The organism is Variovorax sp. PvP013, from assembly GCF_050435945.1.
Lineage (GTDB): Bacteria > Pseudomonadota > Gammaproteobacteria > Burkholderiales > Burkholderiaceae_C > Variovorax.
Window position 1 is genome coordinate 1,110,314 of record NZ_JBNDLF010000001.1, and the last position, 24,965, is coordinate 1,135,278.

The following is a 24,965-nucleotide window of genomic DNA, read 5'->3' on the forward strand; positions in this document are numbered from 1 at the left end:
AATCGGCAACCGCGTATTTTAGCCGTGAACCGGAGGCGGTTCCGGCTCGCGGCGGACACGAAATGCGGCGGCGTACATCGCCGGCAGCGCCAGCAGGGTCAGCGCGGTGGCCACGATGAGTCCGCCCATGATGGCCACGGCCATCGGGCCCCAGAAGACGCTGCGCGACAGCGGGATCATCGCCAGCACGGCGGCCGCCGCCGTCAGCACGATCGGCCGCAGGCGCCGCACGGCCGACTCGACGATCGCGTCCCAGGCCGGCACGCCGGCGGCGCGGTCGCTCTCGATCTGGTCGATCAGGATCACCGAGTTGCGCTGGATCATTCCCATCAACGCGATCACGCCGAGCAGCGCGACGAAGCCGAACGGCCGGTCGAGGATGAGCAGCGCGGCGGCCACGCCGGCGATGCCCAGCGGCCCGGTCATGAACACCAGCAGCGCGCGGCTGAAGCTGTGGAGCTGCAGCATCAGCAGCGTGAAGACCAGGAACAGCATGATCGGCACGCCCGCGACGATGGAGTCCGAGCCCTTGCTGCTCTCCTCCACGGCACCGGCGACCTCGATGCGGTAGGCGCCCTGCCCCTGGGCGCGCCAGCGCGCTTCGAGCTCGCGCAGCGCCGGCTCCAGTTCCTTGGTCACGGTGGCGCCCTGCATGCCCTCGACGATGTCGCCCTGCACGGTGATGGCGTAGTCGCGGTTCTGGCGCCACATCACGCCCGGCTCCCAGGTGAAGACCGGCCGCGCGATCTGCAGCAGCGGGATCGAGCGGCCCGACGCGGTGGGCAGGTAGGCGCTGCCGAGGTCCGAGATCTCGCCACGCTCGTCGGGAGACTGGCGCAGCACGATGTCGATCAGCCGGTCGCCCTCGCGGTACTGGCCGACGGTGGTGCCGCTGAACATGGTGCGCGAGGCCTGCGCGATGGCCTGGCTGGTCACGCCCAGCGCGCGCGCCTTGGCCTGGTCGACCTCCAGCCGCACCACCTTCACCGATTCATTCCAGTTGTCGTTGACGCCGCGCGTGTGGGCGTTCTCGCGCATCAGCGCCTTGACCTCGTCGGCGCGCTGGCGCAACTGCGCGGGGTCGGGGCCGACGACGCGGAACTGCACCGGATAGGCCACCGGAGGCCCGTTGGGCAGCAGCCGGGCGCGACCGCGTACCTCGGGAAATTCCTGCGCCAGGATGGCCGGCAGCTTCGTGCGCAAGGTCTCGCGCTGCTTCAGGTCCTTGGCCAGCACGATCATCTGCGAGACGTTGCTCTGCGGAAATATCTGGTCGAGCGGCAGGTAGAAGCGCGGCACGCCGTTGCCGACCCAGGTGGTGACCGAGGCCACGGCGTCCTCGGTCATGAGCCGGCGCTCGACGCGCTTGACGACCTCCTCGTTGGCGGCGAACGAGGTGCCCTCCGGGAACCACAATTCCACCAGCACCTCCGGCCGGCTCGAGTCCGGGAAGAACTGCTGCTGCACGCGCCCCATGCCGACGATGCCCAGCGCGAAGATCGCCAGCGTCGCGCCGATCGTCATCCAGCGGTGCGCGATGCACCCGTTCACGGTACGGCGGAAGCCGTTGTAGAAGCGCGAGTCGAACAGCTCGTGCGGCGGTGCGTCGGGGTCGTGCGGCTTCACCTTCAAGAGCAGGGTCCCCAGGTACGGCACGAAGTAGACCGACACGATCCACGACAGCACCAGCGCGATCACCGTGACCGCGAAGATCGCGAAGGTGTATTCGCCCGTCACCGACTTGGCGATGCCGATAGGCAGGAAGCCCGCCGCCGTGATGAGCGTGCCGGTGAGCATCGGCTTGGCCGTGACGTCGTAGGCGAAGGTGGCGGCGCGCACCTTGTCGTAGCCCTCCTCCATCTTCCGCACCATCATCTCGACCGCGATGATGGCGTCGTCCACCAGCAGCCCCAGGGCGATGATCAGCGAGCCGAGCGACACCTTGTGCAGCCCGATGCCGAAGTAGTCCATCGCCAGGAAGGTGACGGCCAGCACCAGGGGGATGGTGATCGCCACGACCAGCCCCGGGCGCACGTCGATGGTCCAGCCGAACCGTCCGCCCTTGTGCAGGCCCAGCGCGACGAAGCTCACGGCGAGCACGATGGCGACCGCCTCGATCAGCACGTGCACGAACTCGTTGACCGAGGTGGCCACGGCCACGGGCTGGTCCTGCACCTGCACGAGCGTCACGCCCGCGGGCAGGCTGCGCTGGATGTCGGCCACCGCGGCGCGCAGTGCCTTGCCCAGCGCGATGATGTCGCCGCCCTTGGTCATCGACACGCCCAGCGCGACCACCTCGCCGCCCTGGTGGCGCACCTTGGTCACCGGCGGGTCGACCGTGCCGCGCCCGATGGTGGCGATGTCGCCCAGCCGCAGCTGGTTGCCCGAACTGCCGCGGATGGGCATCTCGCGCAGTTGCTCGACGCTGGTGAACTGGCCGGCCACGCGCACCTGCACCACGTCGAGCGGGGACTGGATCGCCCCGGCGCTCTCGACCGCGTTCTGCGCGCCGATCTGCTGCAGCACGGCGTTGAAGTCCAGCCCGAGTTGCGCCACACGCTTCTGCGAGACCTCGATGTAGATCTTCTCGTCCTGCAGGCCGAACTGCTCGACCTTGGCGACGTCCTTCACGCGCAGCAGGCGCTGGCGCACGTCGTCGGCGAAGGTCCTGACCTCGGCGGGCGCGAAGCCCTCGGTCTGCAGGGCGTAGATCACGCCGTAGACGTCGCCGAACTCGTCGTTGAAGAACGGGCCCACGACGCCGCCGGGCAGGCTCGCGCGCATGTCGCCGATCTTCTTGCGCACCGTGTACCAGACGCCGGCCACCTCGCTCGCCTTCGACGAGTCCTTGATCTCGAAGATGATCTGCGACTCGCCGGGCTTGGAGTAGCTGCGGATGCGGTAGGCGTAGGGCACCTCCTGCAGCGTGCGCTCGAGCTTGTCGGTCACCTGCTCGGCCACCTGCTGCGCCGTGGCGCCGGGCCACAGCGTGCGCACGGCCATGACGCGGAAGGTGAAGGGCGGGTCCTCGTCCTGGCCGAGCTGGAAATAGGCCGCGAAGCCCAGCACCATCAGCGCCACCATCAGGTAGCGCGTCAGGGCGGCGTGCTCGAGCGCCCAGCGCGACAGGTTAAAGCCGGATCGGGGAGACGCCGCGTCGGGGGTCGCGGCATCGCGGGGTGCGCCGGGGTCGCTCATCGTGCGGCCCTCAACGCGACGCCGCGGGCGCGGGCGGGACTGCGGATGCCGACGCCGACGCCGGCGTCGTCGAGGCCGCAGCGCCGGCCGCGCCGGCCGTGAGCCGGTCCTGGTAGATCGACACCTTCTGGCCCGGCGACAGCACGTGCACCCCTGCGACCACCACCAGTTCGCCCGCGTTCAGACCCGATGCGATCACGGCCTGGTTGCCGTCGGCCGTGGCCACCTGCACCGGCTGCGAGCGCACCGTCATCGTCGGGCGGTCCAGCACCCAGACGGCGCTGCCGCCGCCCTCCTGCCGCAGCGCGCTGGTCGGCAGTTTGAGCACCGGCGTGTCGGTGCGCGACAGCGCCCGCGGACGCGCATAGACCGTCGCGCCCAGCGGCGGCGAGTTGGCCGCGTCGATCGCGACCTTGACGGTGTAGGTGCGGGTGACGGGATCGGCGCTGCCCGCGACCTCGCGCACGCGGCCCTCGATCTCGCCGCCGCCGGCCCAGCCGCGCACGGTCACGGGCGAGCCCGGGCGCATCAGCATCGCGCGGTCTTCCGGCACGGCGAACACCACGTCGCGCACGCCGTCCTGCGCGATGCGCACCACCGGCGTGCCGGCCGCCACCACCTGGCCCGGCTGGGCGTCGACGGCGGTGACGATGCCGGCCGCGTCGGCCGTGAGCGTCGTGTAGGCGGCCTGATTGGCTTGCGAGGACGACTGGGCCCGGGTCTGATCGAACTGGGCCTGCGCCGCCTTCCAGGTCGATTCGCGGCGCTCGAGTTCGGCACCGCTGATGAAGTTCCGGGCGCGCAGCTCGCGATAGCGCTGGAGGTCGGCCGCGGCCAGATCGCGGTTGGTGAGCGCGGCCGCCTGCTGGGCGCGCGCGGCATCGGCGGCGAGCCGCAGGTCCTGCGGGTCCAGCTGGGCCAGCACCTCGCCGGCGCGCACGTGCTGGCCCAGTTCGGCCTGGCGGCGCAGGATCTTGCCGGCCACCCGGAAGCCGAGCTGCGATTCGACGCGCGCGCGCACCTCGGCGGAGAACTCGGGGGCGGTCTCGATGCCGCTGGCGGCGACGGCCTGGACCTTGACGGCGCGAATGGGCTCCTCGACGGGCGCCGGGCGGGAACAGCCCGCGAGCGCCGCGGCCAGCGCCAGACATGCGGCGCCGGTCGACAAAGCCATCGGATGGGGGGGAAATACGGTCATGGACCACCTCGTCGTGCACTGAAGGCCACTAATGACCGGACGGTTAGTAATCTAGGATAAGCGTCGGGCAGTGTCAATGCGAACCGACGCCGCCCGCGCGTCGGCACCGCGCACGCAGGTCATGGCAACTCTTCGACAATCCATCGCGTGCCCTCCCCCTCCCACGCCCCACCACGGTCGCCGGCGCCGCCGACGATCGCCGCCCCGCCGACCCACTACGAGAACTTCCCCGTCGCGTCGTGGCTCTGTCCGCCGCGCCTGCGCGCGCCGATCGCCGCCATCTACGGCTTCGCCCGCACGGCCGACGACATCGCCGACGAAGGCGACGCCGGCCCCGCGCCACGGCTGTCCGACCTGCGGGACTTCCGTGCCGAACTCGCCGCCGCGGCGCGCGGCACGGTCGACCCGGCGTCGCGCTGGCCGGAGGTGTTCGGACCGCTCGCCCATGCGATGAAAGTTTTCGCACTGCCCGAGCAGCTCCTGGCCGACCTGCTCGACGCCTTCGCCCAGGACATCGCCCACACGCGCGACCGGCGCTGGTATGCCGATCGCGCCGAGCTGCTCGACTACTGCCGCCGCTCGGCCAACCCGATCGGGCGATTGCTGCTGCACCTCCACGGCATCGACGACGCGGCGTCGCTCGCGCGCAGCGACGCCATCTGCAGCGCCCTGCAACTGGTCAACTTCTGGCAGGACACGAGCGTCGACCTGCCGCGCGACCGGTACTACCTGCCGCTGGCGGACTGCGCGGCCCGCGGCCTCGGGCCCGCCGATTTCGAGCGCTTCCGTCCCCTGGGGGCCGATGCGCCGAGCGCGGCCGCGCGGGCGCTCCTGGAGCACGAGGTGGCCTGGGCGCGCGCGCTGCTCCACGAGGGCGCCCCCCTGGTGCACCGGCTGCCCGGCCGTGCCGGCTGGGAGCTGCGCGTGGTGGTCCAGGGCGGCCTGCGCATCCTCGACAAGATCGCGGCGCAGGGTTTCGACAGCTTCTCCCACCGACCCACCATCGGCAAGGCCGACGCCCCCCACCTGGCCTGGCGCGCCCTGTGGATGCGGAGACAATCGGCCGCATGACCACGAAGACCGCGCGTTCGCCCCGATGAATCCCGACCAGTACGTGCAGGACAAGGCGGCCGCCTCGGGCAGCAGCTTCTATTACGCGTTCCTGTTCCTGCCCAAGCCGCGCCGCGCCGCGATCACCGCGTTCTACGCCTTCTGCCGCGAGGTCGACGACGTGGTCGACGAGATGCGCGACCCCGGCGTGGCCGCCACCAAGCTCGCCTGGTGGCGCACCGAGATCGCCCAGTCCTTCGCCGGAACGCCGCACCACCCCGTGATGCAGGCGCTCGTGCCGCTGGCCGCCGAGCACGGCATCGAGGCCGCGCAGCTGCTGCAGATCGTCGATGGCTGCCAGATGGACCTCGACCAGACCCGCTACCTCGACTTCCACGCCCTGCGGCGCTACTGCCACCTGGTCGCCGGCGTGGTGGGCGAAGTCGCCGCGCGCATCTTCGGCCAGACCGATCCCAAGACGACCGAGTACGCCCACCAGCTCGGGCTCGCGCTGCAGCTGACCAACATCATCCGCGACGTCGGCGAGGACGCCCTGCGCGGGCGCATCTACCTGCCGGTCAACGAGCTACAGCAGTTCGACGTCAAGGCGCACGAGATCCTCAACCGCGTCCATTCCGACCGCTTCGTGGCGCTGATGAAGTTCCAGGCCGAGCGCGCCCACCAGGCCTACGACGCCGCCCTGGCGCTGCTGCCCGCGGCCGACCGGCGCAGCCAGAAGCCGGGCCTGATGATGGCGAGCATCTACCGCACGCTGCTGCGCGAGATCGAGCGTGACGACTTCCAGGTGATGAACCAGCGCGTGAGCCTCACGCCCGTTCGCAAGTTCTGGCTCGCCTGGCAGGTGCAGGCGCTCGGCCGGCTGTAGGTCCCGCCATCGTGAGGATTGCCGTGATCGGCGCCGGCTGGGCCGGCCTCGCCTGCGCGGTCGAGGCCACGCGCGCGGGCCACCACGTCACCCTGTTCGAAGCGGCGCGCACCGCCGGCGGCCGCGCGCGCCGCATCGAGGGCGCTGCCGCGGGCGCGTCGTCGGACCCGCCGCTCGACAACGGCCAGCACATCCTCGTGGGCGCCTACCGCGAGACGCTGGCGATGATGCGCACGGTCGGCGTCGATCCGCGGGACGTGCTGCTGCGCCTGCCGCTGTCCCTGCGGCGGCCCGACGGCAGCGGGCTGGCGGTGCCCGCCGGCTGGCCGGTGCCGCTGGATCTGCTCGCCGGCATCGTCACCGCGCGCGGCTGGACCTGGCGCGACAAGGCGTCGCTCCTGCGCAGTGCCTGGGCCTGGCGGCGTGCCGGTTTTCGCTGCGCCGACGACGCCACGGTGGGCGATCTGTGCCGCGACCTCACGCCGCGCGCGATGGACGAGCTGATCGACCCGCTGTGCGTCTCGGCCCTCAACACGCCTTCGGCGCGCGCCAGCGGGCAGGTCTTCCTGACCGTGCTGCGCGACGCGCTCTTCGGCGAGCCGGGCGGCGCCGACCTGCTGCTGCCGCGCGTGGACCTGGGCGCCCTGCTGCCCGACGCCGCGCTGGCCTGGCTCACCAGGTGCGGCGCCACGCTGCGGCTCGGCACGCGCGTGGCGGCCATCGAGCGCGCCGGGCCGGGCTCGCCGCGCTGGCAGGTCGAAGGCGCGGCCGTCGACCACGTCGTCGTCGCCGGCGCGTCGTGGGACGCCGTCCGGCTCCTGCGCAACAGCGCCATCGACGCGCCGGCCTGGATCGCGGCGGCCGAGTCGCTGCGCTTCGAGGCCATCGCCACGGTCTACCTCGACGGCGCGACACCCTTGGCCGCCCCTTTGCTGGCCCTGGCGTCGTCGGTCGAGGCGCCGGCGCAGTTCGCCTTCGACCGGACCGTCCTGGGCGGTCCGCGCGGCCGCCTGGCCCTGGTGGTGAGCGCCTCGGACGCGCCGCGCGACGTGCTGGAGCGCCAGGTGCTGCGCCAGGCCCGCGGCGCGCTGGGCCAACCCGCCCTGCGGGTGCTGCGCACGATCGTCGAGAAACGCGCGACCTTCGCCTGCACGCCCGGCCTGCGACGGCCCGGCTGCGACATCGCCGAGGCGATCGGCGCCTGCGGCGACCATGTCGACGGGCCTTATCCCGCCACCCTGGAGGGCGCCGTGCGCAGCGGCCTCGCCGCCGCCCGGCGAATACCTGTCGCCGGCTGAAGCTGCAACACGGACATCGCGCCATCGGTCTTCGGATTTCCGCGAGGGATTCGATGAAGGTTCGAATTCATTGCGCTCGATTGCATCGACCGATCGTGCATTCAATGCCGTCTTTCTTTCATAAAAGAAAGAAAGAGTCATTTAATTCATACATTTTTTTGTAGATCGATTTCATCACATCGATTTTTTGGACGTAGTAAACATTACTTCAGATTGAAGACGACCGACTGGGATTAGCCTTGGGACGAACGTTCTCCATTGCGTCATGGAGGAGCACTTCAACCAACTCCCGGAAGCACGAAATGTCCGAAATCAGAGAGTTCGAAACGACCATTCCGTCACGCTCCACGCCGTCGTCGTCCACCGCGAGCGACGACCCCGCACGCATCAACGTCTGCACGCTCGACAGCCATGCGGTCGTGCGCTTCGGACTGGAATGCAAGATACGCAGCCAATACGACATGCATTGGGTCGGCTCCGGCACGGATTACCGGGAGATGTCGGCCCTGCTCAAGGAATTCATCTGCGACGTCGTCATCGTCGAATACCAACTCGAAGGCCTGGAGAACGACGGCTGGAACCTCATCAAGCAATTCCAGCGCAATTTCCCCGACACGCGATTGCTCATCTACACCGGCTACATGAGTGCCGCCACCACATCGCTCATGTACCGGGCCGGCGCCGCCCGCGTATTGTCCAAGAGTTCATCGATGGACGAGGTGGTCAATGCGGTGCGAGAACTGGGTTTCGCTGCCTGGCATTCGCGCTTCCATGGCGAGCGCAAGCGACCGAGGACGCACGAGGTGACCAGGGAGATCCACGACACCGACGTGCCACCGTCGTCGCACAGCGAGGCCCTCGAGGGCGCGGGTCTCTCGACGCGGGAAATGGAGGTCCTGCGCTGTCTGTTGCAGGGCATGTCGGTCAGCCAGATCAGCCACAAGTTCGTGCGCAGCATCAAGACCATCAGCTCGCAGAAGCAGGCCGCCTTCCGCAAGCTGAGCGTGAGCAGCAACCAGGACCTGTTCCGGTTGCAGAAGTCGTTCCACATCTTGTGAAGGGGTTGACCCCCAGGCTTCGCGCACTGCGTGTCGCTTCGCCAACCCCCTTCCAGGGGGCGACACCGGCGGCCCGGCAAAGCCGGTTCCGCGGTGTCCTGGACCACTCCAGGCTGGCTCGCTTCGCGTCGCCACGCCTGTCGCCTTGCAAGGAGCGACACCGGTCTGGCGGGACGATTCCGCAGCGTCCTTGACTCAGTCCGTGCCGAGCGCCCGGCACAGCGCGAGCAGGTCGGGCACGACCAGCTGCGGCCGGGCGCCATGGGCCCAGGGCTGGCGGTCGTCGCCGGGCTTGCGTGCCAGCCAGGCGGCCTGCATGCCGGCGTCCAACGCACCCGCGACGTCCAGGGCGGCATCGTCGCCCACGTGCAGGATGGCGCCGGGCGCCAGGCCGATCGAGGCGGCGGCGGCGTGGAAGATCGGCGCGTGAGGCTTGCCGCTGCCGAAGAGGTGGGCGCTGAAGGCCGACTTGAACCATCGGCCCACGCCGGTCCGGTCGACGTCGGCATTGCCGTTGGAGATCGCCACCAGCGGATAGCGCTCGCTCAGCCACTGCAGCGCCGGCGCGGCGTCGTCGTAGAGCACGACGCGCTGGCGCTCGACGAAGAAGACGTCGAAGGCCGGGTCGGCCAGGGCCGGGTCCTCGCCGGCGCGGCGCAGGGCGGTGCGGATCGATTCGCGGCGCAGGGCGCTCAGGTCGTGCGCGAGGTCGGAGCGCTCGCGCTCGGTGGCCTCGCGCAACTCACGCAGGACGCCGGGCGTGAGCAGGAGCGTCGCCGTCGCCGGCGCCTCGCGCAGCAGGAACTCGTGCAGCACGGCCTCGGCGCGCTCGATGGTCGGCCAGATCGGCCACAGGGTGTCGTCGAGGTCGAGCGAGATGCCGGCGATGCGGCCGACGTCGAGGGCGTTCTCGAAGCCGTCGCCGGCGCCGCCGGAAGGGGTCATGTCCGGATGCGCCGGTGTCTCGGAGGTCATGCCGCAGAATATCGCATGCTCCCCCACGACCCCGCCGGCGCCCGCGACGCCGACCCGGCACCCACCGCCCCAGCCTCCCTCGCCTCCTCCTCCGCACCCCGCACCGCCATCCTCTGGTGCAACCTCGGCTCGCCCGACGCGCCGACGGCGCAGGCCGTGCGGCCCTACCTCTCGCAGTTCCTGCATGACCACCGCGTGGTCGAGATCTCGCGCGCCGTCTGGTGCCTGATCCTGCACGGGATCATCCTGCGCGTGCGGCCCGCCAAGTCGGCCGCCAAGTACGCCAGCATCTGGCTGCCCGAGGGCTCGCCGCTGAAGGTCTGGACCGCGAAGCAGGCGACCCTCCTGGCCGGCTGGCTCGGCGAGCGCGGCCATCGCCTCACGGTGCGCGCGGCGATGCGCTACGCCAATCCGTCGATCGCCTCGCAGCTCGACGCCCTGCAGGCCGAGGGCGTCGCGCGGGTGCTGGTGCTGCAGGCCTATCCGCAGTACTCGGCCACCACCACGGCCAGCGTGATCGACGCCGTCGCCAACTGGACGCGCACGCAACGGCGCCTGCCCGAGCTGCGCTTCGTCAACGACTTCCACGACGACCCGCTCTACATCGACGCCCTGGCGCGCAGCGTGCAGGCCTACTGGCAGCGCCATGGCCGGCCCGACCAGCTGGTGATGAGCTTCCACGGCATCCCGGAGCGCAACATCCGCCTGGGCGACCCCTACCAGTCGCAGTGCCTGACCACGGCGCGCCTGCTGGCCGAGCGCCTGGGCCTGTCGGCACAGGAGCACCGGGTGACCTTCCAGTCGCGCTTCGGCCGCGCCAAGTGGCTGGAGCCCTACACCGAGCCGACCCTGCGCGAACTCGGCCGCGCCAAGGTCGGTCGCGTCGACGTGATGTGCCCGGGCTTCCCGGCCGACTGCCTGGAGACGCTGGAAGAGATCGCCATGGAAGGCCGCGAGGCCTTCCTGCACGAGGGCGGGCGCGAGTTCCACTACATCCCCTCGCTCAACGACGACCCGGCCTGGATCACCGCGCTGGCCGGCATCGCCGAGCGCCACCTCGCGGGCTGGCCGACGCAGCCGGACGGGGCGCAACGCGCACCGTCCCGATGAGGCCCTTCGTATCGCATCGGCGCTGCGGCACCGGCGCGATACGGCGAAAGGCGTACGGCTTCGCTTGCCGTGTCGGGTGACCCTCGGTACATTGCATTTTTTGAGGGTCTGCAATGTCCGTCGACACCGTCTCCGATTCTTCCTCTCCCACCGTTCCGCTGCCGATCCCGGCTTCCCCTTCCCCCCACTTCGACGCCTCGGGCCACGCCACCGCCACGATCCCGCCGGCCATGGCGATCCCGGTCGAGGCCGGCGCGTCGATCTCCCCGTTCTACAACGCGCCGCTGGCGAACGCGCCGCGCCACATCCGGCTGACCTCGCATTCCAGCGGCTTCGGCGCCCTGCCGATCCATTGGGGCGCGGCCACGCCGGCCGAGCGCGGCCCGCTCGTCGGCACCACCACCAAGCGCGCGCACCGCAACGTGATCGGCACGCACAGCGGCTCCTACAGCGTCTACCGCGCACTGGCCGTCGCCGCCGGGGCGCTCAAGCGCGAGCACAAGGCCGACCTCACCAACACCTCGCCGACCGACGCCATCGGCCCCTACCCGCAGTGGACCGAACCGGGCCGCATCGTCTCGCTCGATCCGTGGGGCGCGCTGGTGGCCGACGTCTTCTCCACCGAACTCGCGGCCGGCTACGACATCCGCCCGACCATCGCCATCACCAAGGCGCACGTGATCCTGCCGGAGGTGATCGAGGCGCTGCAGAGCGGCCGCCTGCAGGCCGACGGCAAGTTCCTCACCGCCGGCGGCGCCGCGCTGGTGACCAAGGCCGCCATCGAGCCGGTGTGGTACCTCCCCGAGGTGGCGCGGCGCTTCGGCTGCTCCGAGACCGATCTGCGCCGCACGCTGTTCGAGGAGACCGGCGGCATGTACCCGGAACTGGTCACGCGCTCCGACCTGGAGGTGTTCCTGCCGCCCATCGGCGGCCAGACCATCTACATCTTCGGCAACCCGCGCGATCTGGCCAACCCGGAGGTCGAGCTGACCGCGCGCATCCACGACGAGTGCAACGGCTCGGACGTCTTCGGCTCCGACATCTGCACCTGTCGCCCCTACCTCACGCACGCCATCGAGGAATGCATCCGCGGCGCCCAGCGCGGCGGCGTCGGCCTCATCGCCTACTCGCGCAAGGAGGGCCGCGCGCTCGGCGAGGTCACCAAGTTCCTGGTCTACAACGCCCGCAAGCGCCAGGTCGGCGGCGACACCGCCGACCAGTACTTCGCCCGCACCGAGTGCGTGGCCGGCGTGCAGGACATGCGCTTCCAGGAGCTGATGCCCGACGTCTTCCACTGGCTGGGCATCCGGAAGATCCACCGCCTGGTGTCGATGAGCAACATGAAGTTCGACGCCATCACCGGCTCGGGCATCGAGATCGGCGAGCGCGTGAACATCCCCGACGAGCTGATCCCGGCCGACGCGCGCGTCGAGATGGACGCCAAGATGGCCGCCGGCTACTTCACGCCCGGCCCGGTGCCCGACGCCGAGGAACTGAAGAAGGCCAAGGGCCGGGGCCTCGACAAGTGAAGAAGGTCGCGACGACCCGCCTCCCCCGAATCCGCACCGCATTGCATACCGAAGAGACATCCGCATGAGCCCCACCGAACAAGCCGCCGCGCGCATCGACCAGGACATCGCCCCCGACTACGCCCAGCCCGGCCCCGCCGTCGGCTACCTGCGCACCGCCGGCGCCGTGCGCGAGCGCGCCGCCGCCCTGCTCGCGCGCGCGCGCCGGGGCGAGTCGACCTGGTTCGCGATCGGCGCCGACGCCGCGCTCGACACCGCCGCGCAGGCCGTGGCCGACGCGGCGCGCGAGCGCTATCCGTCGGGCCGCATCCCGTTCCACAGCCGCTGGCGTCACTTCGAGGCCGGTGGCATCGACCGGCGCGCGCAGCTCGACGCCCTGCTGGGCGAGCGCGTCACGGTGCGCGAACGCGCCCGCGCGCAGATCGACCTGGCGCTGGTGAGCGTGCTGCTCGACGCCGGCGCCGGACCCGACTGGCACTACGTCGAATCCGCCAGCGGCCAGCGCTTCACGCGCTCCGAGGGCCTGGGCGTGGCCAGCTTCCACGCCTTCACGGCCGGCTTGTTCTCCTCCGATCCGGAGCGGCCGCTGCAGGCCGACGCCGCCGGCCTGCGTGGGCTGGTGGGCGACCGGCTGGCCGAGGCCTTCCAGGTCGGCGAAGCCAATCCGCTGGTCGGCCTGGCCGGGCGCACGACGCTGCTGCGCCGGCTCGGCGAGGCGCTGGCCCAGCAGCCGGAGGTCTTCGGCCACGACGGCCCGCCGCGTCCCGGCGGCCTGTTCGACGCCCTCGTCAGCGCCTTCGGCCCGGCCGCGCCGCCGACGGCCGAAATCTCGGCCGAGGAGATCCTGCAGCTGCTGCTGGATTCGCTCTCGCGCATCTGGCCGTCGGGCAACGCCATCGACGGCGACGTCCTGACCGGCTCGGGCGACCCGGCGCTGGCCCTGGGCGACTGCTGGCCCCACGGCGCGGTGCGCGGACCCGGGCTGACCGATGGCTGGATGCCGTTCCACAAGCTGTCGCAATGGCTGACCTACTCGCTGCTGGAACCCTTCGAATGGGCCGGCGTGAAGGTGCGCGGGCTCGACCGGCTGACCGGCCTGCCCGAGTACCGCAACGGCGGCCTGTTCATCGACACCGGCGTGATCGTGCCGCGCGACGAAGCCTTCCTCGAAGGCACCTGGCAGGTCGGCGACGAGTTCGTCGTCGAGTGGCGGGCGCTGACCGTGGCGCTGCTCGACGAGGTGGCGCCGCGCGTGCGCGGCCTGCTGGGCGCGAGCGCCGAGGAGATGCCGCTGGCCTGCGTGCTCGAGGGCGGCACCTGGGCCGCCGGCCGCGTGCTGGCACAGCGCTTGCGAGCCGGTGCACCGCCCCTGATCATCGAAAGCGACGGCACGGTGTTCTAGCTCGCCCCCAGTCTTCGCGCACTTCGTGTCGCTGCGCCAACCCCCTGCCGGGGGCAACACCGGCGGACCGGCGGAGCCGGTTCCGCGGTGTTCGCGGGATTTGGGCATGACCCGTCTTGGCGCAGCTTCGTATCTTCGTTCATCGTCTTCAACGCCTTCGGGCCATCGTTCTCCATGAGTCAACCCACAAGCAGCAACGTCCACGTCATCGACCATCCCCTCGTCCAGCACAAGCTGACGCTCATGCGGCGCAAGGAGGCGTCGACCAACAGCTTCCGGCGGCTGCTCAACGAGCTGAGCATGCTGATGGCCTACGAGGTCACGCGCGACATGCCGATGCAGGACATCGAGGTCGAGACGCCGTTGGAGACCATGACCGCCAAGGTCATCGACGGCAAGAAGCTGGTGCTGGTGTCGATCCTGCGCGCGGGCAACGGCATCCTCGAAGGCATGCTGAGCGTGGTGCCCGGGGCGCGCGTGGGCCACATCGGCCTCTACCGCGACCCCAAGACGCTGACCGCCGTCGAGTACTACTTCAAGATGCCCGGCGACATGCAGGACCGCGACATCGTGGTGGTCGATCCGATGTTGGCGACGGGCAACTCGGCCATCGCGGCGGTCGAACGCCTGAAGGAGATGAGCCCGAAGTCGATCAAGTTCGTCTGCCTGCTGGCCTGCCCGGAGGGCGTGAAGAACCTGCAGGAGGCGCATCCGGACGTGCCGATCTACACCGCCGCCATCGACCGCGAGCTGAACAGCCACGGCTACATCCTGCCGGGGCTCGGCGATGCCGGCGACCGTATCTTCGGAACCAAATAGGGCTCGCCCCCAGGCTTGCCCACTTCGTGTGGCAGCGCCAACCCCCTACCGGGGGCGACACCGGCGGCCCGGCGAAGCCGGTTCCGCGGTGTCCGCGTGAGGGCCTGCCGCCCCTGCGGGGCGACGGCCGGAGCAGGTGACAGCGGATTGGACGAGAAACGTTTTTCAATCGACGAGGAGAAGATCTTGACCGTACGCCGTGAGTGGATCGTTCGTGGGGCCGCCGTGGTGGCGGGGCTGGCGCTGGGCCTGCCGGGGCTCGTGCTGGCGCAGTCGGCGCCGGGGGCGAAGCCGAAGGTGGCGGCCGTGTACACGGTGCCGTTCGAGCAGCAGTGGGTCGGGCGCATCCACAAGGCGCTGCTGGCGGCGCAGGCGCGCGGGGAGATCGACTACAAGGCGACGGAGAACGTGGCCAACGCCGACTACGAGCGCGTGATGCGCGAGTACGCGACGGCGGGCAACCAGCTGATCCTGGGCGAGGTGTTCGGGGTCGAGTCGGCGGCGCGCCGGGTGGCCAAGGACTTCCCAAAGGTGGCCTTCCTGATGGGCTCGTCGCAGAAGCCCCAGGCGCCCAACTTCAGCGTCTTCGACAACTACATCCAGGAGCCGGCCTACCTCTCGGGCATGGTGGCCGGCGGCATGACGAAGACGAACCGCATCGGCATGGTCGGCGGCTTCCCGATCCCCGAGGTCAACCGGCTGATGAACGCCTTCATGGCCGGCGCGAAGGAGACCAATCCGAAGGTCGAGTTCAGCGTCAGCTTCATCAACAGCTGGTTCGATCCGCCCAAGGCCAAGGAGGCGGCCTTCGCCATGATCGACAAGGGCGCCGACGTGATGTATGCCGAGCGCTTCGGCGTCAGCGACGCGGCCAAGGAAAAGGGCAAGCTCGCCATCGGCAACGTGATCGACACCCAGGCCCAGTACCCCGACACGGTGGTCGCCTCGGCGCTGTGGAACTTCGAGCCCTCGGCCGACCGCGCGATCCGCCTGGTCAAGGAAGGGAAGTTCGCGGCCGAGGACTACGGCGTCTACTCGACCATGAAACACAAGGGCTCCGAGCTGGCGCCGCTGGGCACCTTCGCGAAGAAGGTGCCGGCCGAGACCGTGGCCCGCGTGCAGGCGAAGCAGGCCGAGATCCTGGCCGGCACCTTCGTCGTGAAGGTCGACGACACGCAGCCGAAGTCGACGGCGAAATGAGGAGCGCGTTCGCGCTCGCCGCCGTACTGGCCGGCCTGCTCGCGGGCTGCGCCGGCATGCCGTCGGCGACGACCGCCGCCACCGCCGCCGCCGCGCCGGCATCGTCGACGGCCGCCGACGCCGGCGAACGCCTCGACCGCGTGCCGCGCATCGCCGTCGTCTCGGCCTTCGAACCCGAGCTCGCCCTGCTGCGCGGCCGGCTGGCCGACCCCGTCGCGCACCGCGTCCACGGCGTCGAGTTCACGACCGGCGTGCTCAAGGGCAAGCCGGTGGTGCTGTTCCTCTCGGGCATCAGCATGACCAACGCGGCCATGAACGCCCAGCGCGCGCTCGACCGCTTCACGGTCACGCACCTGGTCTTCAGCGGCATCGCCGGCGGGGTCGATCCGTCGCTGCACATCGGCGACGTGGCGGTGCCGGCGCAATGGGGCTCCTACCTCGAATCGCTGTTCGCGCGCGAGACCGCGCCCGGCCGCTTCACTCCCTCGCGCACCGGCAAGGACGCGGGCTTCGCCGCCTTCGGGATGATCCATCCGCGCGCGGTGGGCGTGCGCTCGGCGCGCGGGGCGGAACACAAGTTCTGGTTCGAGGTCGACCCCGCCATGCTGGCCGTCGCGCGCGGACTGGCGGCCGACGTCGAGCTGACCCGCTGCGACGCCGCCGCGCGCTGCCTGGGCATGCGGCCGACGCTGGTGGTGGGCGGCAACGGCGTCTCGGGCGCGGCCTTCGTCGACAACGCGGCGTTCCGCGAGTACGCCTTCGCCACCTTCGGCGCCCGCGTGCTCGACATGGAGACCTCGGCCGTCGGCCAGGTGGCCTGGAGCAACGGCGTGCCCTTCATCGCCTTCCGCTCGCTCAGCGACCTCGCCGGCGGCGGCGCGGGCGAGAACGAGATGCACGCCTTCCTGAACCTCGCGGCCGACAACTCGGCGCGGGTGCTGCTGGCCTTCCTGGCCGCATGGCGCTGACGACGGAGACGCCCGGATGACGGCCTCGGCACGCGCACCGTCCGACCCGGCCTCGCCGGCTTCCGGGACGGCCCCGGCGCCCGGCGACTTCGTCGGCGTGCCGGCCCCGGGGACGCCCCCCGTGCTACGGCTCGAGGGCATCACCAAGCGCTTCGGCCGCCTGGTCGCCAACGACGCCATCTCGCTGACCCTGCACGCCGGCGAGGTGCTGGCGCTGCTGGGAGAGAACGGCGCGGGCAAGTCGACCCTGATGTCGATCCTGTTCGGCCACTACACGGCCGACGCCGGGCACGTCGAGGTCTTCGGCCGGCGCCTGCCGCCGGGGCACCCGAAGGCCGCGCTGGCCGCGGGCATCGGCATGGTGCACCAGCATTTCGCCCTGGCCGACAACCTGAGCGTACTGGACAACGTGCTGATGGGCACCGAGCCGCTGTGGCGCCCGTTCTCGCGCCGCGCCGAGGCGCGCGCGCGGCTGCGCGAGGTGGCGGACCGCTTCGGCCTGCCGGTCGCCCCCGACGCCCGCGTGGGCGACCTGTCGGTGGGCGAGCGCCAGCGCGTGGAGATCCTGAAGGCGCTCTACCGCGGCGCGCGCATCCTGATCCTCGACGAGCCGACCGCCGTGCTCACGCCGCAGCAGGCCGAGGCGCTGTTCGCCACCCTGGGTCGGATGGTGGCGCGGGGCCTGTCGATCATCTTCATCAGCCACAAGCTGCCGGAGGTGCTGCGCGTGTCGCACCGCGTGGCCGTGCTGCGCGGCGGCCGGCTGGTGGCCCAGGCGCGCGCGGCCGACACCACGCAGGCCGAGCTGGCGCAGTGGATGGTCGGCCGCGCGATGGCGACGACGACGCGGCACCGGGCGCGGCTGGGCCTCGGCGAGGCGGTCTGCGTGCTCGACCGCGTCGACACCGACGGCGCCGGCGACGACCGCCTGGAGGAAGCGTCGCTGACCCTGCGCGCGGGCGAGATCGTCGCCATCGCCGGGGTCTCGGGCAACGGGCAGGTCGCGCTGGCCGAGCTGCTGTGCGGCCTGCGGCGCGCCACCGCCGGCACGGTGCGGCTGCTGGGCCGGCCCCTGCCGCCTTCGCCCGCCGAGGTGGTGGCGCTGGGCGTGGCGCGGGTGCCGGAGGACCGCCACGCCGTCGGCGTGATCGGCGACCTGCCGGTGTGGGAGAACGCGGTGTCGGAACATCTGCGCGGCGACGCGTTCTCGCGCCGGCTGCTGCCGGGCCTGCGCTGGGTGCGGCGCGACGCGGCGCGCGCGCACGCCCGGCGCATCGAGGCCGCCTACGACGTGCGCGGCGCCGGGCTCGACGCGCCGGCGCGCTCGCTGTCCGGCGGCAACATGCAGAAGCTGATCCTCGGCCGCGCGCTGACCGCGCCCGGCCCGTCCGAGGGCACGTGGAACGACACCCCACCGCGCCTGATCGTCGCCCACCAGCCGACCTGGGGACTGGACGTCGGCGCCGTCGCGTACGTCCACACGCAGCTGGTGGCCGCGCGCGACGCCGGCGCGGCCGTGCTGGTGATCTCCGACGACCTCGACGAGGTGCTGGCGCTGGGCGACCGCGTGGCGGTGATGCACGGCGGCGAGCTGGGCGTGGCGCACCCGGCCGCGCACTGGACGCGCCAGGCCATCGGCCTGGCCATGGCGGGTGCGTGAACCCATCGCGATGAGACTGGAACGCCGCCCCACCACCTCCCGCGCCGCGCTGGTGCTCGCGCCGCTGGGTGCGATCGCCTTCACGCTGGCGGTCAGCGCGCTGCTGGTGCTGTGGGCCGGCGCGCCGGTCGGACGCACCTACGCCTTGCTGCTGCAGGGCGGCTTCGGCTCGGTGTTCGCCTGGAGCGAGACGCTCACGCGCGCGACGCCGCTGATCCTCACCGGCCTCGCGGCGGCGGTCGCCTTCCGCGCGCGGCTGTTCAACATCGGCGCCGAGGGCCAGCTCTACGCCGGCGCGCTGGCCGCCGTGGCGGTGGGCGGCCTGCACGGCGGCGAGGGCGTCGCGCTGACGCCGTGGCTGCTCTTTCCGCTGGCGCTGGCCGCCGCCGCCGTGGCCGGCGCATCGCTGCTGCTCGGCCCGGCGCTGCTCAAGCGTCACCTCGGCGTCGACGAGGTGGTGACGACCCTGCTGCTGAACTTCATCGTGCTGCTGGGCGTGTCGGCGCTGCTCGACGGACCGATGAAGGACCCCTCGGCGATGGGCTGGCCGCAGAGCGTGGCGCTCCAGGGCGCGCTGGAACTGGCCAGGCTGGTGCCGCAGACGCGCGTGCACACCGGCCTGCCGATGGCCCTGGCGCTGGCCGTGGCGGTGTGGGCGCTGATGCGGCACACGGTGGCGGGCTTCGACCTGCGCGCCGTCGGCGCCAGCGCGCGGGCCGCCGGATTCGTCGGCGTGCCGGTGACGCGCACGGTGGTGACGGTGGCGCTCCTCTCCGGCGCGCTGGCCGGGCTGGCCGGCGCCATCGAGGTCGCGGGCCGCACCGGCTACGTCACGCTCGACATGTCGCCGGGCTACGGCTACGCGGGCATCGTCATCGCCATGCTGGCCGGACTGCATCCGCTGGGCGTGGTGGCGGCGGCGGTGTTCGTCGCCGGCGTGCTGGTGGGCGCCGACACCATGAGCCGCGCCGTGGGCGTGCCGACCTACATCGCCGACGTGATCGTCGCCACCTCGCTGATCGCGGTGCTGGTGGCCACGCTGCTGACGCAGTTCCGGGTGCGGCTGCGATGAGCGAGATCATCGACCTGCTCGCCGGCGCGCCGTTCTGGATCGCCACCCTGCGCATCGCCACGCCGCTGATCCTGGGCACGCTGGGCGTGCTGCTGTGCGAACGCGCGGGCGTGCTCAACCTGGGCATCGAGGGGATCATGGTCGCGGGCGCGTTCTCCGGCTGGCTGGCGGTGTACCTGGGCCTGCCGCTGTGGGGCGGGGTCGCGGTGGCGGCGCTCACGGGCGCTGCGTTCGGGCTGCTGCACGCCTTCCTGACCGTCGGGCTGGCGCTGTCGCAGCACGTCTCGGGCCTGGGCATCACGCTGCTGGCGACGGCGTTGAGCCACTACGGCTATCGCGTCAGCTTCCCGAAGGTCGCCACGCCGCCGACCGTGACGCCGTTCGCGCCGATGGGCTGGCTGCCGATCCCCGTGCTCGGCGCGCAGACGGCCCTGACGCTGCTGGCGCTGGCGCTTGTGCCGCTGGTGGCCTGGATGCTCGCGCGCACGCCCGCCGGGCTGGCCGTGCGCATGGTCGGCGAGAACCCGCACGCGGCCGAGAGCCAGGGCGTGTCGGTCGCGGCCACGCGCACGGCGGCCATCGTCGCGGGGTCGGCGCTGATGGGCGTGGCCGGCGCCTTCCTCACGCTGTCGGCCTTCAACGCCTTCTTCTTCAACATGGTCAACGGCCGCGGCTGGATCTGCGTCGCGCTGGTGGTGTTCGCCTCGTGGCGGCCGGGCAAGGCGCTGCTGGGCGCCCTGCTGTTCGCCTTCTTCGACGCCCTGCAATTGCGCCTGCAGCAGTCGGGCGAAGCCGCGCTGCCCTACCAGCTCTACCTGATGCTGCCCTACGCGCTGTCGATCGTCGCCCTGGTGCTGGTGGCGCGCAAGGCGAGCCATCCGCAGGCGCTGATGAAGCCCTATCGCCAAGGCGAACGCTGAGACGCGGCGGGCGTGGTCGAATGGGCGCCGGATTTTTCTCTCGCTCCATTCCAAGGCACCTCCCATGATCACGCTCTACACCTGGACCACGCCCAACGGCCGCAAGATCTCCATCCTGCTGGAGGAGCTCGGCCTGCCCTACGAGGTCCGGCCCATCAATATCGGCAAGGACGAGCAGTTCTCGCCCGAGTTCCTCGCGGTCTCCCCCAACAACAAGATCCCCGCCATCGTCGACGACGCGGCCGAGGGCGGCGCGCTGTCGATCTTCGAGAGCGGCGCCATCCTCACCTACCTGGCCGACACGCACGGCCAGGGCCGCTTCCTCGCGCCCTCGGGCGCGGCGCGCTGGAAGGCGCTCGAATGGCTCAACTGGCAGATGGGCGGCCTGGGACCGATGCTCGGCCAGCTCGGCTTCTTCGCCGTGCGCTCCAAGGAGAAGTCGCCACTGGCCATCGACCGCTTCACCGAGGAGGCCGACCGCCTGCTGGGCGTGATGGACCGCCAGCTCGCGCGGCACCCCTACCTCGCGGGCGCCGACTACACCATCGCCGACATCGCCTGCTACGGCTGGAGCGTCGCGGCCACCACCTTCCTGAAGGACGTGCTGGCCGACTCCCTCGCCACCAAGCCGAACTTCCGGCGCTGGCTCGCCGAGGTCGGCGCGCGCCCGGCGGTGCAGCGCGGCATGGCGGTGCCGAAGGTCTGAACACCGATCGCGATCCGATGCGCGGCATCCGCGCCCTCACCTTCGCCTTCGCCCTCAGCCAGTTCTTCCGCACCTGCCTGGCCGTCATCGCGCCGGAGTTGCAGCGCGACCTGGGGCTGTCGCCGGCGGGGTTCGGCGCGCTGTCGTCGTGCTTCTTCCTGGCCTTCGCGGCGGCGCAGATCCCGGTGGGCATCGCCTTCGACCGCTGGGGCGTCGGCCGGCCGACGCGCGCGCTGACGGCGCTGGGCGTGGCGGCGTCGGCGCTGTTCGTCGTGGCGCCCGGTGGCGCGACGGCGATGGTGGCGCAGGCCGGCCTGGGCCTGGCCTGCGCGCCGGTCTTCATGGGGCTGATGCACTTCGCGTCGGAGCAGTTGCCCGCGTCGCGCTACGCCACGGTGGTCGGCCGCGCCAACGCGCTGTCGATGCTCGGCGCCCTGTGCGCGACGGCGCCGCTGGGCTGGGCCGCGCACCGCTTCGGCTGGCGCGCGGCGCTGGCGGTGGCCGCCGCGTGCATGCTCGTCGCCTGCGCGAGCATCTGGCGCCACGTGCGCGACGCCGGCCACGCCGACGCGCGCGCCGAGCGCCCGGTCGCGCTGCTGGCCGGCAGCCTGCGCCTGCTGCGCATCCCGGCGATGTGGACGCTGATCCCGCTGTGCCTGGCGATGGCCGCCGGCACCACCTTCCGCAACGCCTGGGGCGGGCCGTACCTGGCCGACGTCTTCGCGCTGGGCACCGACGCGCGTGGGCTGGCGCTGGCGGTCGTGAGCCTGGGCGGCTTCGGCGCCGCCCTGCTGCTGCCGCTGGTGGTGCGGCGCCTGTCGTTGCGCACGGCGGTGCTCGCATGGTCGCTGCTGCCGCTCGCCTGCGGCGTGGCGCTGGCCGCGTGGCCGGCGTCGGGCCTGTGGCCGGGCGTGGCGCTGCTGACCGGCCTCGCGACCATCGGCATGGTGCATCCGCTGGTGATGGCGCACGGGCGCGGCCTGGTGGCGCCGGCCCTGCGCGGGCGCGGGCTGGGCGTGCTCAACACCTTCGTGTTCCTGGGCTCGGCCGCGACCTCGTGGACCTTCGGACAGATCGCCGACGCCAGCCAGCGCTTCGGCTGGAGCGCGGCGTCGACCTATGCGGGGATCTTCGGATGCGCGACGGCGGTGGTGGGCGCCGGCGTGGCGCTCTACGCGCTGAGTCCCCGGCCGACACCGCCCTGACGCGCCGCCCGCAGCGTGCGACCGTGCCCTCCTACGACGAGGCGCGACGGCGCCGACACGGGACGCGTCCCGGCGCGGCCTACGGTGGGCTTCCCTCACAGTCCGACCGGAGCCATCGCATGACCGCCGCCAAGAAGACCGCCGCGAAGAAGACCGCCGCCAAGAAGAAGCCCGGCCTCTACGCCAACATCCACGCCAAGCAGGAGCGCATCGCGCACGGCAGCGGCGAGCACATGCGCGAGCCGGGCTCGGACGGCGCGCCCAAGGAGGAGGACTTCGACAAGGCGGAGAAGACCGCGAAGCACGGCCCCGCCAAGAAGTAAGTACGTCCTTTCGCCGATCGCCCCGTGAGGCGGCGATCGTCCCCAAGCCAGGGGATGCCGGACGCGGAAGCAAGGCCTAGTCTCCACCGCGCATGAGGATCCCGGGAGGTCCGGGAACCGGTCGACGCAAGAAGGACGAGACATGGCCACCACCCCCCTGACGATCAGCGCGCTCACCCAGACGCTCAGCAGCAACGGCGCCCGATGGCGGGCCGCCGAGACCACGGTCTCGCTGCTCGACCCCGCCACCCGGGCGCAGTTGCTGGGTGCCGTCCCCAGCCCCGACGCGACGGCCCTCGCCACCGCACCCCGGGTTGCGTCCGCCACGGCCGCGCCGTCGTTCGCTCCCGAGGTCGACTGGCGCAACCGCAACGGCGGCAACCACATCACGGCCGTCAAGCAGCAGGGCGGCTGCGGCTCGTGCGTGTCCTTCGGCAGCGTCGCGTTGATCGAGGCCATGGCGCACATCCAGACCGGCAACTGGGTCGACCTGTCCGAAGCCGACTCCCACTTCTGCTCGTCGCACGGCGCCAACTGCGGTGGCTGGTGGCCCGATCAATGCCTGGATCAGGTGATCGCGCGCGGCGTCTGCGACGACGCCGGCTTCCCCTATGCATCGGCGTTCGCCAACAACAACATCTGGACGCCGCCGCCGACCTGCCGCGTGGCCCCCGACCGCCCCGGGCGCATCACGAAGATCGCCCGCCGCGTCGCCCTGGCCGATGCGGCGGCGGTCAAGAACCACCTCACCAACGTCGGTCCCGTCACGGGCTGCTTCACCGTCTTCACCGACTTCTTCAGCTACAAGACCGGCGTCTACCACCACGTCACCGGCGTCGTCGAGGGCGGCCACTGCGTGCTGGTGGTCGGCTATTCGGAAAGCGAGCAGTGCTGGATCGTGAAGAACTCCTGGGACACGAGCTGGGGCACGGGCGGCTTCGGCAGGATCGCGTACGCCGACTTCCTGTACGACGGCCGCTTCTATCCGATGTACGGCGCCACGGGCGTCGCGCTGCCGAGCGCGGGCTGGCAGGGCCTGGGCGGCAAGCTCACGACCGAGCCCGTGGCCGCGCGCAACGCCGACGGCCGCATCGAGATCGTCGCGCGCGGCACCGACAACGCGGTGTGGCACATCTGGCAGACTGCGCCCAACAACGGCTGGAGCGGCTGGGCTTCGCTCGGCGGCGTCATCACCAGCACGCCCGCGCTCGTGGCCAACGCCGACGGCCGGCTGGAGATCTTCGCGCGCGGCGCCGACGGCGCGCTGTGGCACATGTGGCAGACCAAGATCAACAACGGCTGGAGCGGCTGGGCCTCGATGGGCGGCGTCATCACCAGCGACCCCTGCGTGGGGCGCAACGCGGACGGGCGCCTGGAGGTCTTCGCGCGCGGCAACGACGGGATCCTGTGGCACATCTGGCAGACCGCGCCCAACAACGGCTGGAGCGGCTGGGCCTCGATGGGCATCGGCATGACCGGCAACCCGGTGGTGGCCAACAACAAGGACGGCCGCATGGAAGTGTTCATGCGCGCCAACAACGGCGCGCTGCTGCACGTCTGGCAGGCCGTGCCGAGCGGCGGCTGGGCGCCCTGGGCGTCGCTCGGCGGCGTGCTGACGACCGACCCGACGGTGGCCGTCAACGCCGACGGCCGGCTGGAAGCCTTCGGACGCGGCACCGACAACGCCTTGTGGCACATCTGGCAGACCGCGCCCAACAGCTTCTGGGGCGGCTGGGCTTCGCTGGGCGGCGGCATCACCAGCACGCCGGTACCGGGGCGCAACGCCGACGGCCGGCTGGAGATCTTCGCACGCGGCGGCGACGGCGCCTGCTGGCACATCTGGCAGGTCGCCCCCAACGGCAACTGGAGCGGCTGGAACTCGCTGGGCGGCGGCATCGTCGGCGACGCGGCGATCGTCAACAACAAGGACGGCCGCTTCGAGCTCCTGGTCCGTGGCACCGATCTGGCGCTCTACCACCGCTGGCAGACGGCGCCGAGCAACGGCTGGGCCTGAGATGCCCGTCGACGAGCGCCCTGCGATCGACGTCGCGGCCACCGTCGGCGCGCCGGCGACGATCGAGCTCGAAGCGTTGCCCGGCGCCGCCCTGGTGTGGACGACCGGAACGCTGCCGGTGGGCTGCACGCTGACGCGGCGGGACAACGTACCGACCGGCGCGGGCATCGGCGGCCCGGTGCGGCAACGCTTCGAGCTGGTGTGCGACGCGCCGGGCACGCACCGGCTGCGCTTCGAGCTGAAGCGGCCGTGGGAGGACGCGGTGCGGGCGGTGCAGGAGGTGCGGGTGGACGTGCGCTGACCCGAGGGGAAAAGGGCACGGGGCGGCGAGTCGGCGATGCGATTCCCTGACAATCCGTAACCGGTGACCGACC

General features: G+C 71.5%; 21 protein-coding genes. 18 read left to right on the forward strand and 3 right to left on the reverse strand.

Features of this window, described 5'->3' with window-relative positions:
- Positions 1-18: 18 nt before the first annotated feature.
- Positions 19-3,198, reverse strand: coding sequence for an efflux RND transporter permease subunit (locus tag ABID77_RS05335; RefSeq protein WP_429591894.1), 3,180 nt, complete (start codon positions 3,196-3,198; stop codon positions 19-21).
- Positions 3,199-3,208: 10 nt separating this feature from the next.
- The gene (locus tag ABID77_RS05340) at positions 3,209-4,372 is read right to left on the reverse strand and encodes an efflux RND transporter periplasmic adaptor subunit (RefSeq protein ID WP_429591897.1); all 1,164 of its coding nucleotides are present in this window, start codon (positions 4,370-4,372) and stop codon (positions 3,209-3,211) included.
- A gap of 171 nt (positions 4,373-4,543) precedes the next feature.
- Here ABID77_RS05340 and hpnC point away from each other — a divergent pair, with 171 nt between their 5' ends.
- The 4 genes from hpnC (at position 4,544) to ABID77_RS05360 (ending at position 8,688) form a co-directional block, all read left to right on the forward strand.
- Entirely contained in the window at positions 4,544-5,467 is a 924-nt protein-coding gene (gene hpnC, locus ABID77_RS05345) for a squalene synthase HpnC (RefSeq protein WP_429591900.1), read from the forward strand.
- Positions 5,468-5,492: 25 nt separating this feature from the next.
- Positions 5,493-6,332 (forward strand): presqualene diphosphate synthase HpnD, encoded by an 840-nt coding sequence (hpnD, locus tag ABID77_RS05350; protein ID WP_429591903.1) that lies wholly within the window; start codon positions 5,493-5,495, stop codon positions 6,330-6,332.
- Between the two features lie 11 nt (positions 6,333-6,343).
- The gene (gene hpnE / locus ABID77_RS05355) at positions 6,344-7,630 is read left to right on the forward strand and encodes a hydroxysqualene dehydroxylase HpnE (protein WP_429591905.1); all 1,287 of its coding nucleotides are present in this window, start codon (positions 6,344-6,346) and stop codon (positions 7,628-7,630) included.
- 302 nt (positions 7,631-7,932) lie between these two features.
- Positions 7,933-8,688, forward strand: coding sequence for a response regulator transcription factor (locus ABID77_RS05360; protein WP_429591908.1), 756 nt, complete (start codon positions 7,933-7,935; stop codon positions 8,686-8,688).
- Positions 8,689-8,883: 195 nt separating this feature from the next.
- Here the strand turns inward: ABID77_RS05360 and ABID77_RS05365 are convergent, their stop codons facing one another.
- Positions 8,884-9,633 carry an HAD-IA family hydrolase gene (locus ABID77_RS05365; protein WP_429591911.1) on the reverse strand — a complete coding sequence of 250 codons (750 nt, stop codon included), beginning with the start codon at positions 9,631-9,633 and terminating at the stop codon, positions 8,884-8,886.
- A 45-nt stretch (positions 9,634-9,678) separates the two neighbouring features.
- Between ABID77_RS05365 and hemH the strand changes: the two genes are divergently transcribed.
- The 14 genes from hemH (at position 9,679) to ABID77_RS05435 (ending at position 24,892) form a co-directional block, all read left to right on the forward strand.
- Entirely contained in the window at positions 9,679-10,773 is a 1,095-nt protein-coding gene (hemH, locus tag ABID77_RS05370) for a ferrochelatase (protein ID WP_429591914.1), read from the forward strand.
- Positions 10,774-10,886: 113 nt separating this feature from the next.
- A complete protein-coding gene (locus ABID77_RS05375) occupies positions 10,887-12,302 on the forward strand; it encodes a GTP cyclohydrolase II (RefSeq protein WP_429591917.1) in 1,416 nt (471 codons plus the stop codon).
- A 64-nt stretch (positions 12,303-12,366) separates the two neighbouring features.
- Positions 12,367-13,704 (forward strand): URC4/urg3 family protein, encoded by a 1,338-nt coding sequence (locus ABID77_RS05380; RefSeq protein WP_429591920.1) that lies wholly within the window; start codon positions 12,367-12,369, stop codon positions 13,702-13,704.
- Positions 13,705-13,878: 174 nt separating this feature from the next.
- A complete protein-coding gene (gene upp / locus ABID77_RS05385) occupies positions 13,879-14,523 on the forward strand; it encodes a uracil phosphoribosyltransferase (RefSeq protein WP_429591923.1) in 645 nt (214 codons plus the stop codon).
- Positions 14,524-14,709: 186 nt separating this feature from the next.
- Positions 14,710-15,723 carry a BMP family protein gene (locus tag ABID77_RS05390; RefSeq protein WP_429591926.1) on the forward strand — a complete coding sequence of 338 codons (1,014 nt, stop codon included), beginning with the start codon at positions 14,710-14,712 and terminating at the stop codon, positions 15,721-15,723.
- Positions 15,720-16,691 (forward strand): 5'-methylthioadenosine/S-adenosylhomocysteine nucleosidase, encoded by a 972-nt coding sequence (locus ABID77_RS05395; RefSeq protein ID WP_429591929.1) that lies wholly within the window; start codon positions 15,720-15,722, stop codon positions 16,689-16,691. Before ABID77_RS05390 ends, ABID77_RS05395 begins: the two co-directional genes overlap by 4 nt.
- A 16-nt stretch (positions 16,692-16,707) precedes the next feature.
- Positions 16,708-18,351 carry an ABC transporter ATP-binding protein gene (locus tag ABID77_RS05400; RefSeq protein ID WP_429591932.1) on the forward strand — a complete coding sequence of 548 codons (1,644 nt, stop codon included), beginning with the start codon at positions 16,708-16,710 and terminating at the stop codon, positions 18,349-18,351.
- Positions 18,352-18,361: 10 nt separating this feature from the next.
- The gene (locus tag ABID77_RS05405; protein ID WP_429591935.1) at positions 18,362-19,423 is read left to right on the forward strand and encodes an ABC transporter permease; all 1,062 of its coding nucleotides are present in this window, start codon (positions 18,362-18,364) and stop codon (positions 19,421-19,423) included.
- A complete protein-coding gene (locus tag ABID77_RS05410) occupies positions 19,420-20,343 on the forward strand; it encodes an ABC transporter permease (RefSeq protein ID WP_429591938.1) in 924 nt (307 codons plus the stop codon). The genes ABID77_RS05405 and ABID77_RS05410 overlap by 4 nt, the downstream gene beginning before the upstream one ends.
- A gap of 64 nt (positions 20,344-20,407) precedes the next feature.
- Positions 20,408-21,049 carry a glutathione S-transferase family protein gene (locus ABID77_RS05415; RefSeq protein ID WP_429591941.1) on the forward strand — a complete coding sequence of 214 codons (642 nt, stop codon included), beginning with the start codon at positions 20,408-20,410 and terminating at the stop codon, positions 21,047-21,049.
- Positions 21,050-21,066: 17 nt separating this feature from the next.
- On the forward strand, positions 21,067-22,254 hold the full coding sequence (locus tag ABID77_RS05420) for an MFS transporter (RefSeq protein ID WP_429591944.1): 1,188 nt from the start codon (positions 21,067-21,069) through the stop codon (positions 22,252-22,254).
- 119 nt (positions 22,255-22,373) lie between these two features.
- Entirely contained in the window at positions 22,374-22,577 is a 204-nt protein-coding gene (locus ABID77_RS05425; RefSeq protein ID WP_429591947.1) for a hypothetical protein, read from the forward strand.
- A gap of 142 nt (positions 22,578-22,719) precedes the next feature.
- Positions 22,720-24,591, forward strand: coding sequence for a C1 family peptidase (locus ABID77_RS05430; protein WP_429591950.1), 1,872 nt, complete (start codon positions 22,720-22,722; stop codon positions 24,589-24,591).
- A 1-nt stretch (position 24,592) separates the two neighbouring features.
- The gene (locus ABID77_RS05435; RefSeq protein WP_429591952.1) at positions 24,593-24,892 is read left to right on the forward strand and encodes a protease inhibitor I42 family protein; all 300 of its coding nucleotides are present in this window, start codon (positions 24,593-24,595) and stop codon (positions 24,890-24,892) included.
- Positions 24,893-24,965 lie beyond the last annotated feature (73 nt).